Raw genomic sequence first — 14,128 nt, 5'->3', positions numbered from 1 at the left:
GCCCGGCCGCTACTTGGTGGCTCCCTGGGAGAAGCCGTTGTAGATCCAGCGCTGGAGCAGCAGGAAGACGACCAGCGTCGGCAGGATGACGAGGATCGCTCCGGCCGAGATGGCCTCCCAGTGCGCGCCGAAGGGCCCCTTGAAGCGGAAGAGCGCGGTGGAGATCGTGCCGAGGTCCTCGGAGTGCATGTAGAGGAAGGGGATGTAGAAGTCGTTGTAGGTGGTGATCCCCTTGATGATGACGACGGTGGCGATGGCGGGCTTGAGCAGCGGGAAGATGATCTTCCGGTAGATCGTGAAGGCGTTGGCGCCGTCGAGGCGGGCCGCCTCGTCCAGGGAGACGGGAATGCCGCGGATGAACTGCAGGAAGATGTAGACGGAGACGATGTCCGTCCCCATGTAGAGCAGGATCGGCGCCCAACGGGTGTCCACCAGGCCGAAGCCGCTGATGACCTGGAAGGTGGCGACCTGGGTGGTGACGGCGGGGACGAGGGTGGCGATCAGGAACAGCGCCATGACGAGCTTCTTCGCCCGGAAGTCGAAACGGTCGACCGCGTAGGCCGTCATCGAGCCGATGATCACGGTGCCGCCGATGGAGAAGAACAGGATGAAGGCGGTGTTCCCGAAGGCCATGAGCATGTTGCCGTCGGTGAACGCCGTGACGTAGTTGTCGAAGTTCAGCCAGTTCCCCGGCAGGGAGAGCGCACCGCCGTCCTTGACCTCCTGCGACGTCTTGAGGGAGGTCAGGAAGACGACGGTCAGCGGCAGCAGGACCACGGCGGTGGCGAGGAGCAGCGAGAGGTACGTCAGCGAGGTCCCCACGGGCGGACGCCACCGGGAGGAGTTCACGGTCCGCGCGGAGTTCGGGGTCCGCGAGGAGTTCGGGGTCCGCTCGGCGGCCGGGGTCCGCGAGGAGTTCGGGGTCGCGGGGCGGTCGGGGGTCATACGAGGTCCACCTTGTCGTCGGGCACGAGCCGGCGCTGGATCCAGGTGATCAGCAGGATGATCAGGAGCAGCACCACGGCCGCGGCCGAGGCCAGGCCGGTCTTGTTGAACTGGAAGGCGAGCTTGACCGTCTGGATGACGAAGGTCTGCGTGCCGGTCGCGCCGCCGGTCATGATGTAGGGGATCTCGAAGACGGACAGGGAGCCGGAGATCGCCAGGATGACGCTGAGGCTGATGACGGGCTTGATGCTCGGGGCGATGATGTGGCGGAACTGCTTCCACCGGCCGGCGCCGTCGAGTTGGGCCGCCTCGTAGAGCTCACCGGGGATGGACTGGATGGCCCCGAGGAAGAGGACGAAGTTGAGTCCCGTGAAGCGCCAGACCGACACGCCCGCCAGGGAGACGTTGGCGGAGGTCGGGTCCCCGAGCCACGGGTGGTCGGTGGTCACGCCGAGCCAGGCGAGCACCGAGTCGAGGGTGCCGCCGTCCTGGAAGAAGTAGAGGAAGACGAAACCGATCGCGACCCCGTTGATGAGGTAAGGGAAGAAGAGGACGCCCTTGAAGAAGTTGCGGAACCTGAGGTCGAAGCTCAGGATCACCGCGAAGTAGAGGGCGACGCCGATCTGCACCACGGACGCGGCCAGGTAGTAGCCGCTGACGAAGAAGACCCGGAAGAGCTCGGGGCGGGTGAAGATCTGTACGTAGTTGTCGAGACCGACGACCTCCCGGTCGGGACTCACCCCGTCCCAGTCCGTGAAGCTGTACGAGATCATGCTCGCCACGGGGATGTAGGTGAACGTGATCAGCAGCGCGAGCGGCGCCACCAGGAAGAGCCAGGGCGTGATCCGGCTGAGCGGCGAGTGCCGCCAGGAACGTGGCTGTCCACCTCCGGGGCCACGGCGCGGGCCTCGTCGCCCGCGTCCCTTGTGTGTCGCCTCCCGGGAGGACCGCCGTGTCGCGGCGGCACCCCGGGGAGCGGTGTCGGTTGTCTCGGTCATGTCGGCCTTTCGTGTCCGCGACTGCGGGGTCCAGGGGCCCGGCGCCCGGCTCTCGTGCTCGTGACTGCGGGGCCCGGAGGCCCCAGCGCGTGCCCGGCACCGTGGGGGCCCGGATCCGTACCGGCCCCCGCTGTGTGTCCGCCCTCGCGGGCCCGGGTTCTCCGCTCCCGCCCGCGACCGTGAGGGAGGGTCGGACCCCGGCCGGTGTCGTACGGCCGGGGCCCGTTCCGCCGGTCCGTCAGGAACCGGCGGTCTTCGCCGCCTCGTCCCACCTCTTGTTCAGGCCGGCGAAGAAGTCCTCGAGGCTGCCCTTCTCGGCGCCCCGCGCGGTGTCGATCAGCTTCTGGCGGTAGTCCGGCTTGTTCAGACCGATCTCGGCCGCGTCGTCGATGTCGTTGACGGCCCCCGTCTTCGCCTCGGAGCGGTCGAAGAATATGACATCGTTGTCAACGAAGTCCTTGAGGGTAGCGGGCATCGGAGCGGCCTTGACCGCGGACACCACGCCCTCCGTCGCCGAGTAGCCGGACTTCTCGGTGAACCAGTCGATCCAGGCGCGCGCCGCGGACTTGTTCTCCGAGTACGCGCTGACCGCCTGCTGGTAGTCGGAGACCACGGCCGCGCAGAACTTCCCGTCCTTCTGGACGGGGAACGGCATGAAGCCGATGTCGTCGGGAGAGACGCCCGCCTCCTTCGCCGCGCCCTGCATCTGGGTGATCGACCAGGAGCCCAGCATCATCGTCGCGATCCGGCCCTCGGCGAGCAGAGCCTTGGAGGTCTCCCAGTTGGTGGTCGTGGGGTCCTTCTCCGAGAGCCCCTGCTTCACGATGTCGTGGAGCAGCGAGTCGATGGTGTGGAGTTCGCCGCCGGCCTTCCACGGCGAGACCGGACCGGCGAGCGCGTTGCCCGCCTGCGCGTCGCACCCCACGGAGCCGTTGTTGGCGGTCCACTGGACCAGCGGCCAGCCGTCCTTGAAGTTCGTGTAGTACGGCGTCGCGGAGGTCTTCTCCTTGATCGCCTTCAGGCCGGCGAGGAACTCCTGCGGGGTCTTCGGCCACGCGGTGATGCCGGCCTTGCGCCACAGCGCCTTGTTGTAGACGAAGCCGTTCGCCGTGCCGAACTGGGCGACGCCGTAGACCTTTCCGTCCACCTCGGTCTTGTCGCTGAAGCGGTACTTCGACGACAGTTCGGCCGTCGTGCCCAGGGGGGCGAAGAACTTCGGGTAGTCGTTCTTGGCCACCGCTCCGGGGATGAAGAGGACGTCGCCGTACGACTTGGCGTTCATCCGGATCTTCACCTCGCCCTCGTAGTCGGTGATGCCGTCGAAGGACACCTTCACCTTGGGGTAGACCTTGTTGAACTCGGCGGCGTACTTCGCCATCACGCCCTTCTGGACGAGGTCGGTTCGCTGCGTGAGCACCTTGATCTCGCCCGACACCTCGTTCGGGTCGGCGGGGGAGGCGGCCGTCTCTCCGTCGGCGCCGCCTCCCCCTCCACATCCCGCCACGGTCAGCATCGCGGCAGTCAGAAGCACGCCCGTGAGCGCCATCGACTTCTTCCCCATTGCCCAACTCCTTCAGGGTTACGGCTCAGGTCTTCGGTGGGATGTCGGCACTATGTCAGCCGTACGTGAACCGGTAAAGTGCCGATTTCCTGCGTGATACCCAATCGTTACCACGAGCCCTCAAAAGTCACGATCGAGCCCACAGGAGCACAGGCGCAGCCACTCTCCGTGAGGATGCGCGCTACTTCACCGGTTCATGGACAGGGCGTGACGGTGCGGCTAGTTTGTGGCCTCGTACACGCACCGCACCCGCCCTGCCGCCAGGCGAATGGAGCCGCACACCATGAAGGACGTCACCCAGCTGACCGAGGGCTGGAACCTGCACCACGAGGGCGCACTGCTTCCGGCCACCGTCCCCGGCTGTGTCCACACCGATCTGCTGGCCGCCGGGGTCATACCCGATCCGTTCATCGGCCGGAACGAGACCGAGGTCGCCTGGGTGGGCCGGCGGGCGTGGTCGTACGTCACGGAACTCGCCCACCGGAGCGCGCACGAGCGCACCGACCTGGTCTTCGACGGCCTCGACACCGCCGCGGAGATCGTCCTCGCCGGCGAGTCCGTCGGCCGTACACGCAACATGCACCGCGGGTACCGCTTCGACGTCACGGGGCGCACCGGCGCCCTGGAGGTCCGGTTCACCTCCGCGTACGAGGAGGCGGACCGGGTCCGCGCCCTCACCGGGGAGCGGCCGAACGTCTACCCGGAGCCCTTCCAGTACATCCGCAAGATGGCCTGCTCGTTCGGCTGGGACTGGGGCCCCACCGTCGTGACGGCGGGCATGTGGCGCCCGGTCCGCCTGGAGCACTGGTCGACCGCCCGGCTCGGCCAGGTCCGTCCCCTCGTCACCGTGGACGGGACGACCGGCCGGGTCGAGCTCGCGGTCCGCGTCGAGCGCACCGGGAACGGCGCCGGCCGCCCGCTGACCCTCCGGGCCACGGCCGGAAGCGCCACAACGGCCCCCGTCACCGAAGACGTCACGAGCGGAGAGGCCAAGCGCGGAGAGGTCACGAGCGCGGAAGTCACGAGCGGAGAGGTTCTCGCCACCGCCGACGTCTCCTTCGAGGGTGACGAGGCCGTGCTCCGACTCGACGTGCCTGAGCCGGAGTTGTGGTGGCCGCGCGGCTACGGCGAACAGCCGCTGTACGGGCTCGACGTGACCCTCCTCGACGAGGACGGCAGCCCGCTCGACACCTGGCAGCGACGGATCGGCTTCCGCACCGTCGAGATCGACCGCTCCGCCGACGAGTACGGCACGGGGTTCACCTTCGTCGTCAACGGCGTGCGCGTGTTCGCCCGGGGGGTCAACTGGATCCCGGACGACGTCCTGCCCTCCCGGGTCACGCCCGAGCGCTACCGGACCCGCCTCACCCAGGCGGCCGCGGCCAACATCGACCTGGTGCGGATCTGGGGCGGCGGCATCTACGAGGACGACGCCTTCTACGACGTCTGCGACGAACTCGGCCTCATGGTCTGGCAGGACTTCCTCTTCGCCTGCGCCGCATACCCGGAGGAACAGCCGCTGCGCGGCGAGGTCGAGGCAGAGGCGCGTGACAACGTTGTCCGCCTGATGCCGCACGCCAGCCTCGTCCTGTGGAACGGCAACAACGAGAACCTCTGGGGCTTCCGCGACTGGGACTGGGAGCAGCCGCTGGCCGGCGACTCCTGGGGCGAGGGGTACTACCTCGGCGTGCTGCCGCGGATCGTCGCCGAGCTGGACCCGACCCGGCCGTACACCGCGGGCAGCCCGTGGTCGGGCTCCTGGGACCACCACCCCAACGACCCCCGGCACGGCACCCACCACTCGTGGGAGGTGTGGAACCGGCAGGACTACGCCGAGTACCGGGCGGACGTCCCCCGGTTCTGCGCCGAGTTCGGCTGGCAGGCCCCGCCGGCGCTCGCGACGCTGCGCCGCGCGCTGCCCGGCGAGGAACTCGCCCCCGACTCCCCCGGCATGCTGCACCACCAGAAGGCCGAGGACGGCAACGGCAAGCTGAACCGGGGCATCGAGCGCCACTTCGGCCTGCCCGAGAAGGACTTCGACCGCTGGCACTACCTGGCCCAGGTCGTCCAGGCGCGCGCCGTCGCCGCGGGCATCGAGCACTGGCGGTCCAACTGGCCGGTGTGCGCGGGCACCGTGGTGTGGCAGCTCAACGACTGCTGGCCGGTCAGCTCCTGGGCCGCCATCGACGGCGACGGGCGCCTCAAGCCGCTCCACCACGAGCTGCGAAGGGTCTACGCGGACCGGCTGCTCAGCCTCGTACCCGACGGCGAGGACCCCGTCCTCGCCCTCGACAACCAGTCCGGCTCGCCCTGGCGCACGTCGGTCACGCTCCGCCGGTTCCGCGCGGACGGCACCGTCCTGCGTGAGGAGGTCTTCGCGCTGGAGGCCGCCGCGCGGACGGTCGTACGGCTGGTGCTCCCGGCCGCTCTGCTGCCCGCCCCCGGCACGTCGGACGAGTTCCTCGTCGCCGACGCCGACGGGCTGCGCGCGGTGCACTTCCCCGTCCCCGACAAGGATTTCGCGCTTCCGGCGGCGCGGTACGACGTGCGGATCGAGACTGGCGCGGGCGGCGGTTCCGTCGACGTGGTGGTCACGGCCCGGACGCTGGTACGGGACCTCCTCCTCCAGCCGGACCGGCTCGACCCGGCGGCGAGCGCGGACCGGGGTCTGATGACCCTGCTCCCCGGCGAGGAGGCGCGCATCGCCGTCACGGGCTGGACGGACGTCGACGTGGCCGTCGTACGCGAAGCCCTGTTCAGCGTGGGAGCGGAGTGAACGTCCCCGCTCCCCGCGTCACCATCAACGACGTCGCCGCCCGGGCCGGCGTCTCCAAGGGCGCCGTCTCCATGGCGTTCAACAACCGTCCGGGAGTGTCCGCCGCGACCCGGGAACGGATCTTCGAGGTGGCCAGGCAGCTGGGCTGGACCCCGCACCAGACCGCGCGGAGCCTGGCCGGCCGTCGCGTCGGCATCGTGGGCCTGGCGATCTGCCGGCCCGCACGCCTCCTCGGCCTCGAACCCTTCTACATGGAGTTCATCTCGGGGATCGAGGACGTCCTGGCGGGCCGTTCCTGCTCGCTGCTGCTGCGCCTCGTGCGGGACCTCGACGAGGAGATCGCGCTCTACGAGGAGTGGTGGCGGAGCCGGACGATCGGCGGCGCGATCCTGGTGGACTTCCACCGCGAGGACCCCCGGATCGCGCCGCTGCGGGCCCTCGGGCTGCCCGCCGTCGCCGTGGGGCACCCGTCGCTCACCGGCGGGCTCCCCTCGGTCTGGACGGACGACGCCACGGCGGCCTCGGACGCGGTGCGGTACCTGGCGGCGCTCGGTCACCGGCGCATCGCGCGGGTGGGCGGGCCGTCCGGTCTCGGCCACAGCGGCATCCGCGCCGCCGCGTTCGAGGCGACGATGGCCGAACTCGGCCTCGACGGGCGCCGCCAGGTGTCGACCGGCTTCGTCGGTGAGGAGGGCGCACGCGCGACCCGGAGCCTGCTCCTCGGCCCGGAGCGGCCGACGGCGATCGTGTACGACAACGACATCATGGCCGTGGCGGGGGCGGCCGTGGCGGCCGAGATGGGGCTCGCGGTACCGGACGACGTGTCGCTGCTGGCCTGGGACGACTCCCAGCTCTGCCGGATCACCCATCCTCCGCTGTCGGCCATGAGCCACGACGTGCACCACTTCGGCGAGGAGGTCGCGCGGGCGCTGTTCGGGGTGATCGCGGGCACGCACAAGGGAGCCCTCCAGGTGCCGACACCGGCCCTGACACCACGGGGCTCCACGGGACCGCCGCGCCGGGCATGAACGGGCCGGGCGTAGCCGGGCATAGCCGGGCGCGCAGCGCCGCGAGGCCGTACCTCCACGGGGAGGTACGGCCTCGCGCCTGTCACCGGCCTTCACCGCTTCTCAATGGCTCCCACCGGCTCCCGCCGGTTCTCCCCGGGTGACGGCGTCCAGGCCCACGGTCGCCCGGAAGAGCGTTCCGGTTCCGGCGACGGACACCTCGGCCACAGCCGGGACGTACACGGACTCCCCGGGGCCGATGCGCACGGTGGCGCCCGCCGAACTCAGGCGCAGCTCCCCCTCCGTGCACAGAAGGATCTGCGGGGCGCCGGCGGCGAGCCGGAACGTCGGGTCGCCCGCGCGCGGCCGGTACCGCGACAGCCGGAAGTCGTCGACGGGTGCCGGATACGTCTCCTCGACGCCCTCCGCCCGAGGGTGGAGGACGCGGGTGGGCATCGCCGTGAAGCGGACCACCTTCACCAGCTCGGCGGAGTCGACGTGCTTGGACGTCAGCCCGCACCGCAGGACGTTGTCCGAGCTCGCCATGATCTCCACCCCGAGTCCCGAGAGGTACGCGTGCGGGATCCCGGCCCCCATGAACAGCGCCTCGCCAGGCGCCAGTTCGACATGGCGCAGCATCAGTGAGGCGAGCAGCCCCGGGTCGCCGGGATGGGCCCGGGCGACCCCCGCGTAGGCCGCGAGGTCGCCACGGTACGGGCCCGCCCGTCCGGCCGCGGCCACGACGGCATCGGTGACGTCGTCGACGAGGCCGGCGGGGGGACTGAGGAAGGCGGTGAAGACCTCGGCGAGGGCCTGGGCCTCGGGGAGACCGCGCAGGGTGTCGGCGCAGGGCCGCAGCGCGGGGACGCCGAGCGCGTCCAACAGGTCGGCGCAGTCCCGGGGTACCCGGAATCCGCACAGCCCCTGGAAGGGGGTGAGGGCGACGATCATCTCCGGCTTGTGCTGGTCGTCCCGGTAGGTGCGGTGCGGGGCGTCCAGCGGAACGCCGAGCGCCTCCTCCCGTGCGAATCCGGCTCGGGCCTGGGCGAGGTCGGGGTGGACCTGGACGGAGAGGGGTGCGTCGGCGGCGAGGAGCTTGAGCAGGAAGGGCAGCCGTGGCCCGAACCGGCGCAGGGTCGCCGCGCCGAGTTCCGTCGCCGGGTCGCCGGCGATGACGTCGTCGAGCGGCACCGGGCCGCGTCCCCCACGACCGCCCCCGTCCCCGTCCTTGTCCCCATCTCCGTGACCGTCCCCGTGACCGTCCCCGCGGTCGATGCGGGAGGGCGCGGAGGGGTGGGCTCCCATCCACAGTTCGGCCTGTGGTTCGCCGGTGGGCTCGGTTCCCATGAGGCGGGGCAGGGCGGTGGTGGAGCCCCAGTCGTAGGGCTGGACGGTGTTGAGGAGGAGATCCACGAGTACGAGTACTTCCTGAGGAGGGCCACGAGGAGTCGTGAGGGGCGGAGTCCTGAGGGGCGGCAGGGGAAGGGAGGGCGAGGGAGGTCGATCAGCTCACGGACCGGCCCGTTCCGGACAGCGCCGCCGCCCCCGCCGCGGCGGCACCGACGAGCCCCGCGTCGAGCGTGAGACCCGCGGGTACCACCGGCACGTCACGGGTGAAGTCGAGGACCGCGTACGAGGTCAGGTGGTGTCGGAGGGGACCGAAGAGGACCTCACCGGACTGCGCGACGCCGCCGCCGATGACCACCAGGTCGAGTTCGACGAGCGCGGCCGTCGCCGCGATGGCGGCGGCGAGGGCCCGCCCTGCCCGGTCGAAGGCGGCGAGGGCCCGGGGGTCGCCCGCCCGGGCCGAGGCCGCGACCTCCGCGGCGGTGGCGGCTCCGTCGAGGGGCGGTACCCAGCCGGACTCCAGGGCGTGGGCCGCGATCGCCGTGCCGCTGGCGAAGCGTTCGACGCAACCCCGGCCCCCACAGGGGCACAGGGGGCCGTTCTGGTCGACGGTGATGTGACCGATGTGGCCGGCGTTGCCCGAGGTGCCGGGGTGGGTGGCACCGCCCAGGACGAGCCCGCCGCCGACGCCCGTGGAGACCACCATGCACAGCGCGTTGGTGGCGCCACGGGCGGCACCCAGCCAGTGTTCGGCGGCGGTCATCGCCACCGCGTCGCCGACGAGGACCGGCCGCGTCCCTCGGGGAACCGCCGGATGCCGGCGTACCCGGTCGACCAGGGGGAAGGAGCGCCAGGCCGGGATGTTCACCGGGCTGACCGTCCCGGCGACGGTGTCGACGGGACCGGCGCTGCCGATGCCCAGACAGGCGAGGGAGGCCCACGCGGGATGGACGGCCAGGTCGTCGAGGACCCCGGTGACGGCCCCCATGAGTTCCTCGGCGGAGCCGTGGGACGGGGTGGGCCGCTGGTGTCTGACCAGCAGGCGCCCCTCGGGGTCGACGAGGGCGCCGGCGATCTTCGTACCTCCGATGTCGAGTGCTCCGTACACCATCCTGCTCAGCCTTTCCTCCACAGCGACGAGAACCACCGGCCAGCGGCTCGGGCCTGCGGGACCGGTGGCTGAGAGGCACTCTGCACCGACTATGACAACGTTGTCTAGTAAACGGGTTCAGTTCAGCCATCGTTCAGTAAAGGGCGCTCCGCGCAACGGTCGGCGCCACCCGCCGCGCACCCCTCAGCCCGCGTCCGGCGCGGGGTCGAGGGTGAAGAGGCCCCCGTCGGGGTCGCGGAGCGTCACCTGACGGCTGCCGCCGCCCCAGTCCTGGTCGGTGACGGTGCTTCCGCCGTTCTCCAGGCCGCGTGCGACCGCCGTCCCGAGGTCGGGAACCTTGAAGTGCACCAGCCAGCGCGGCCTGAGCTGCGGCTTCGGCGCCGCCTCCTCGATCGGACCGCTGTTCAGCCGGGCGACCGGGCGCCCGCGCCGCCGCAGCACGACCTGGTCCTCCTCGTACGAGGTGTCGCAGCAGCCGTCGCTCTCGCCCTGCCCCCACCCCAGCACCTCGCCGTAGAAGAGCGCCGCGTCGAACGCGTTGGCCGTATGGAGTTCCAGCCAGGCGGGCGACTGCTCCGCACCGACGCTCCATTCGGCCAGGACGTCCCCGTCCCAGACCCCGAAGACGGCACCCTCCCGGTCGGACATCAGCGCGGCCCTGCCCCCTGCCGGAAACGCCACCGGGCCCACGCCGACGGTGCCTCCGCGCTCGCGCACCCGCGCGACCGCCGCGTCGGCCTCGTCGACGGCGAAGTACGGCGTCCACGCCACCGGCACGGCGAACTCTCCGGCCACCGCCCCGATGCCCGCCACCGGTACGCCCCCGATCTCCGCGACCGAATAGGCGCGGCCGAACCGGCCCTGCCGAAACGTCCAGCCGAGCACCGCGCCGTAGAAACGTTCCGCCGACTCACGCGAGCGCGCCGCCAGGCTCAGCCAGCACGGAGCACCGATCACATCCGCTGCCACCAGAACCACGGGACTCCTCCGATCCTGTACGGCCGACGGCACCGCCGCGGGCCTCTCCGCGCGGATGCCCCCGCTTCTCCGGGCCATGCGACGGGCCCGGCGGCGGTGCAGAAGTGACAGCGGTGACAGTGGCGAGAGGGGTGCCCGGCGGGATTCACGTACCCGGGCACCGGGGCGGCGTCCCCTGACGGGCGCGGCTGATGCCGAGGGCCCGCTGCGCCGCCACCCTCCCCCGTATGTCGTGGCGGACCGCGAGAAGCCCGGAAGGAACGGGACCGGGAGGACCAGGCCCGTAAGGAATCGAGCCAGGAGGAGCAGAGCCGGGAGGAACGGGCCCCGGAGTTTCACGCGCGGGAGGAACGAGCCCGGGAGTAGCGGGCTCGTGGGGACCAGGCTCCTGGGGACCAGGCTCCGGCGGCACCGAGACGATCTCCGCCCTGCCGCCGGCCACCGCCACGATCCAGACCGCACGGGTGGCTCCCCAGTCGTGGAGCGCGGCGGCAAGCCCGTGCCCCGCCGGGCAGCCGGGCGCGTGATCGAGATCCAGTACGAGGGCGTCGACGCTCGGCGGAAGGCCCGCGAGCGTCCCCGAGAGTGCGGCGCGGACCTCGCCGCCGTCGTACCGGCGGCCTTCCACGCACGGGGCCATCACCGCGACGGTGTCGTACAGCTCGACGTGGACTAGGTGCGGCTTCATCGGGCGTCCCCATACCGGGGCGGCAGCCCTGGACGACACCGGCCGGTGGCCGATCTGTCCGGACACGACCGGGCGGCCGTGTGTGAATCCGGCGTTCAAAGCCGCGAAGGCACAATCCTCGTACACGAACTCGCACCCGGGCCCGCCCAGAGCGGGGCGGCGGGTCACCGAAGCCTCAAAGCGACGGAACCAGGCTGGTCCATCACCTCCACGGTTCCACACTCCGGGCCCGGAAGAGCCACTCCGAGCCGGTCGATCGAGGGACGTCGGGCGCCAGAGACTCCGCGGTCAGGCCACCGGGGCGGCGAGACGGCGCTCCGCCGCGAGGACGGCCTCGTGGACGGCGGGAAAGCCCATCAGGACGCACAGGGTGTAGGCCGCGTCGTCCATGGCCCGCATGGCCGCGGGGTCGCCGGGCGCGGCGGCAAGGCGGGCCTGGCAGCCGCGCAGGCGGGTCAGGACCTCCTCGGTCCGCTCACGGCTCGGTGCGAGCCCGATCGGGCGTGGCCCCTGAGCGGTGGGCGCACGGGCGACCTCGATCGCGCGGCGCAGGGCGCGCTCGACGATCACGGGCGGGGGCGTCCCCTCCGCTCCCGCGACCACGGCTGCCGCCAGGTCCTGGACGGAGACGTCGGCGAGGTCCGCCGCGGTGGCGAGGATCCGTTTCGCGTCGCGGGCCGAGCACGGGGTGGCGGCCATCAGCATCCCCACCGCGAGTGCGGAGACCGACGGCGCGAACAGCGGAGTGCGCGGGCGTTCGACGGCCACGGAGGGGTACTGAGGCAGGTTTCCGGGTGTCGGCATCGGAGTCCCTTCATGCCCGGGCCACAGACGGCGGCTTGCGTAGGGAAGGTATTCCCACGATAGCGGCCCTGCTATCCGACGCGCGGTGCCGAGGGCGCCACGCTCTGCGACCGAGCGGCGGACCCGGCGGTCGACCCGCCGACCGACGGGCCGACCGGCCGACGGGCTGACCAGGCGCGGGCCGGGGCGCGGCCGCACCGGCGCCGTGCCGCGCCAGGGGGGTGTCAGTTCTCCGGCGGCAGGACCGCCCGGGGCACGAGGGCGTTCCGTACGATCTGCGCGGCCACGTCCGTGGGGCGCTCGCCCCGGGTCTCCGCGTAGCCGATCAGATGCCCGGCCGCATCCCCGGGGGCGATGCCGGCGGTGGCGGCGATCATCCCCGCCGCGGTGTCCAGAAGGGCCTTGCCGGAGAGGGCCGACTGAGTGCGGGTGACGATGTCGGAGGGCCTCAGCGGGTCGGCTCGCCAGGTGACGACGGCGGCGGTGGCGGTGTCCGCCAGCGCCTGCAGGAGGCGCGCCTCACCGGGAGGGAGGCCCGTGGGCTCGTGGGCGAGCAGGTTGAGGGCTCCGACCTGCTGGTGCCGGACGCGCAGGGGAAGCGCGTGGGCGGCCCGGAACCCGGCGGCGACGGCCAGAGGGGTGAAATCGGGCCAGCGGTCGCCCTGGGCGATGAGGTCGTCGGCGTGGACGGGGTCACCCGTGAAGTACGCGTCGACGCAAGGGCCCTGCTCGATCTGCCCCTGGAACATCTCGGTCACCTCGACGCTGTCGGTGGTCCGCGCGACCGGGCGGAGCCGACCGCGCGCGTTGACGAGCATGACCCCGGCGGCGTCCATGCCGGTGAGCTGGACGCTGTGGACGGTCAGCCGGCGGAGCAGGACAAAGGGGTCGACGTCGTCGGCCGTGATGTCGCTGAGGCTGACGAACGCCTCTGTGATCTGCTGCTCGCGGCTCATGCCGGTCACCGTTTCCCTGCTGTGTTCCTGCGCCCGGGCGGGCCTACTCATGGAACCTGATCCTCCCGCCGATGACGTCGCGAGCCGCCTCGGTCACGCTCTGTCCGTGGCTGAAGGCGTGGGCTCTCAGGCGGGCCAGTGCGTCGTCGGGCCCCACACCGAGGTGCACCATGATCATTCCGGTCGCGTGATGGACTTCCTCGTGATCGGACTCCGCCGCGGCCAGCCAGCCGGCGGTGTGTCCGCGCTCCTCGTCCTCCTGGGCGTGCAGGGCGAGCACTGCGGTGGTGATCGCGTCGGCGGCCGGGAAGGCGAAGGACTGGTCCCGCTCCGACAGCGGACCGGGGCTGTCGCGGTAGAGGTCCAGGCTTCCGATGGCGAGTCCGCTGCCGCCCAGGGGCAGCGAGAACAGGGCCCGGACTCCGAGGGCGACCGCCTGCTGCGCGAAGACGGGCCACCGGCGGGCGTCCTGACCACGGGTCAGGTCGGCTGCGAGGACGGGAGCGGCCAGTGCCATGGCGGTCCTGCACGGTCCGTCGCCGAGTGTGTACTGCGCCTCGGCCAGCCGCCCGGCCCGCTCGTCGGAGGACCACCACAACGCGCGCGCGTCCCCGTCCCCCACGAGGGAGATGGAGGCCCCTGTGATGTCGAGGAGATCGACGCATGCCCGGCACAGCACTTCCGGCACCTGGCTCGCCGGCACACCGGACACGGCGCCGGCGAACGCCTCCGAGAAGCGCTGCACCTCCTGCGCGCTGAACCTGGGCTGCCCCTCGTCGGGAGGAAGTGGGTCCACGACGCTTCACCTCCCGCGGCAGGCCCTGAGATCCATCTACTCACCCACGCGCGCGCGTGACCCGCACCTCCGCCGCCGGATCCGGACACCCGCGGTCAGCCCCGTTCGGCGCGTGAGCCTGTGGAGGACGGCGGCCTCCGGCCGGGGCGTGAGGATCAGGA

The 14,128-nt window shown here is 71.7% G+C and carries 12 protein-coding genes; 3 read left to right on the top strand and 9 right to left on the bottom strand.

What is annotated here, in order from left to right; translation table 11 throughout:
• Nucleotides 1-9: 9 nt before the first annotated feature.
• The 3 genes from ACIA8N_RS14775 to ACIA8N_RS14765 all read right to left on the bottom strand — a co-directional run bounded on the left by ACIA8N_RS14775 (nucleotide 10) and on the right by ACIA8N_RS14765 (nucleotide 3,504).
• Complete coding sequence (locus ACIA8N_RS14775) at nucleotides 10-945, bottom strand: carbohydrate ABC transporter permease (RefSeq protein ID WP_365782779.1); 936 nt, start codon at nucleotides 943-945, stop codon at nucleotides 10-12.
• Nucleotides 942-1,943 carry a sugar ABC transporter permease gene (locus ACIA8N_RS14770; RefSeq protein WP_365782777.1) on the bottom strand — a complete coding sequence of 334 codons (1,002 nt, stop codon included), beginning with the start codon at nucleotides 1,941-1,943 and terminating at the stop codon, nucleotides 942-944. Before ACIA8N_RS14770 ends, ACIA8N_RS14775 begins: the two co-directional genes overlap by 4 nt.
• Nucleotides 1,944-2,181: 238 nt before the next feature.
• Nucleotides 2,182-3,504, bottom strand: coding sequence for an ABC transporter substrate-binding protein (locus ACIA8N_RS14765; protein ID WP_365782775.1), 1,323 nt, complete (start codon nucleotides 3,502-3,504; stop codon nucleotides 2,182-2,184).
• 283 nt (nucleotides 3,505-3,787) lie between these two features.
• Here ACIA8N_RS14765 and ACIA8N_RS14760 point away from each other — a divergent pair, with 283 nt between their 5' ends.
• Both ACIA8N_RS14760 and ACIA8N_RS14755 read left to right on the top strand, forming a co-directional pair.
• Nucleotides 3,788-6,280: a glycosyl hydrolase 2 galactose-binding domain-containing protein gene (locus ACIA8N_RS14760; RefSeq protein ID WP_365782773.1), complete on the top strand. Its 2,493-nt coding sequence runs from the start codon at nucleotides 3,788-3,790 to the stop codon at nucleotides 6,278-6,280.
• The gene (locus ACIA8N_RS14755) at nucleotides 6,277-7,308 is read left to right on the top strand and encodes a LacI family DNA-binding transcriptional regulator (protein ID WP_365782771.1); all 1,032 of its coding nucleotides are present in this window, start codon (nucleotides 6,277-6,279) and stop codon (nucleotides 7,306-7,308) included. Before ACIA8N_RS14760 ends, ACIA8N_RS14755 begins: the two co-directional genes overlap by 4 nt.
• Before the next feature lie 102 nt (nucleotides 7,309-7,410).
• On the opposite strand, the gene manA is transcribed toward ACIA8N_RS14755, so the two are convergent.
• The 3 genes from manA to ACIA8N_RS14740 all read right to left on the bottom strand — a co-directional run bounded on the left by manA (nucleotide 7,411) and on the right by ACIA8N_RS14740 (nucleotide 10,714).
• Nucleotides 7,411-8,700 (bottom strand): mannose-6-phosphate isomerase, class I, encoded by a 1,290-nt coding sequence (manA, locus tag ACIA8N_RS14750; RefSeq protein ID WP_365782769.1) that lies wholly within the window; start codon nucleotides 8,698-8,700, stop codon nucleotides 7,411-7,413.
• Between the two features lie 91 nt (nucleotides 8,701-8,791).
• Nucleotides 8,792-9,745 carry an ROK family protein gene (locus ACIA8N_RS14745; RefSeq protein ID WP_365782767.1) on the bottom strand — a complete coding sequence of 318 codons (954 nt, stop codon included), beginning with the start codon at nucleotides 9,743-9,745 and terminating at the stop codon, nucleotides 8,792-8,794.
• Nucleotides 9,746-9,928: 183 nt separating this feature from the next.
• Nucleotides 9,929-10,714 carry a VOC family protein gene (locus ACIA8N_RS14740; RefSeq protein WP_365782765.1) on the bottom strand — a complete coding sequence of 262 codons (786 nt, stop codon included), beginning with the start codon at nucleotides 10,712-10,714 and terminating at the stop codon, nucleotides 9,929-9,931.
• Between the two features lie 532 nt (nucleotides 10,715-11,246).
• Here ACIA8N_RS14740 and ACIA8N_RS14735 point away from each other — a divergent pair.
• Complete coding sequence (locus tag ACIA8N_RS14735) at nucleotides 11,247-11,399, top strand: hypothetical protein (RefSeq protein ID WP_365782763.1); 153 nt, start codon at nucleotides 11,247-11,249, stop codon at nucleotides 11,397-11,399.
• A gap of 300 nt (nucleotides 11,400-11,699) precedes the next feature.
• Here the strand turns inward: ACIA8N_RS14735 and ACIA8N_RS14730 are convergent, their stop codons facing one another.
• The 3 genes from ACIA8N_RS14730 to ACIA8N_RS14720 form a co-directional block, all read right to left on the bottom strand.
• Nucleotides 11,700-12,215, bottom strand: coding sequence for a DUF5133 domain-containing protein (locus ACIA8N_RS14730; protein ID WP_365782761.1), 516 nt, complete (start codon nucleotides 12,213-12,215; stop codon nucleotides 11,700-11,702).
• A 224-nt stretch (nucleotides 12,216-12,439) separates the two neighbouring features.
• Nucleotides 12,440-13,222 (bottom strand): GAF and ANTAR domain-containing protein, encoded by a 783-nt coding sequence (locus tag ACIA8N_RS14725; protein WP_365782759.1) that lies wholly within the window; start codon nucleotides 13,220-13,222, stop codon nucleotides 12,440-12,442.
• Nucleotides 13,215-13,967: a GAF and ANTAR domain-containing protein gene (locus ACIA8N_RS14720; RefSeq protein WP_365782757.1), complete on the bottom strand. Its 753-nt coding sequence runs from the start codon at nucleotides 13,965-13,967 to the stop codon at nucleotides 13,215-13,217. The genes ACIA8N_RS14725 and ACIA8N_RS14720 overlap by 8 nt, the downstream gene beginning before the upstream one ends.
• Between the last annotated feature and the right edge of the window lie 161 nt (nucleotides 13,968-14,128).

Origin of the sequence: Streptomyces sp. NPDC051822, assembly GCF_044452745.1 — a bacterium.
GTDB lineage: Bacteria > Actinomycetota > Actinomycetes > Streptomycetales > Streptomycetaceae > Streptomyces.
Note: the sequence above shows the minus strand (reverse complement) of the source record. Positions and strands in the feature narration are given on the sequence as shown.

Coding starts and splice junctions, on each gene's coding strand:
- ACIA8N_RS14775 (WP_365782779.1), bottom strand. CDS start 945: ATGACCCCCGACCGCCCCGCGACCCCGAACTCCTCGCGGACCCCGGCC.
- ACIA8N_RS14770 (WP_365782777.1), bottom strand. CDS start 1,943: ATGACCGAGACAACCGACACCGCTCCCCGGGGTGCCGCCGCGACACGG.
- ACIA8N_RS14765 (WP_365782775.1), bottom strand. CDS start 3,504: ATGGGGAAGAAGTCGATGGCGCTCACGGGCGTGCTTCTGACTGCCGCG.
- ACIA8N_RS14760 (WP_365782773.1), top strand. CDS start 3,788: ATGAAGGACGTCACCCAGCTGACCGAGGGCTGGAACCTGCACCACGAG.
- ACIA8N_RS14745 (WP_365782767.1), bottom strand. CDS start 9,745: ATGGTGTACGGAGCACTCGACATCGGAGGTACGAAGATCGCCGGCGCC.
- ACIA8N_RS14730 (WP_365782761.1), bottom strand. CDS start 12,215: ATGCCGACACCCGGAAACCTGCCTCAGTACCCCTCCGTGGCCGTCGAA.
- ACIA8N_RS14725 (WP_365782759.1), bottom strand. CDS start 13,222: ATGAGTAGGCCCGCCCGGGCGCAGGAACACAGCAGGGAAACGGTGACC.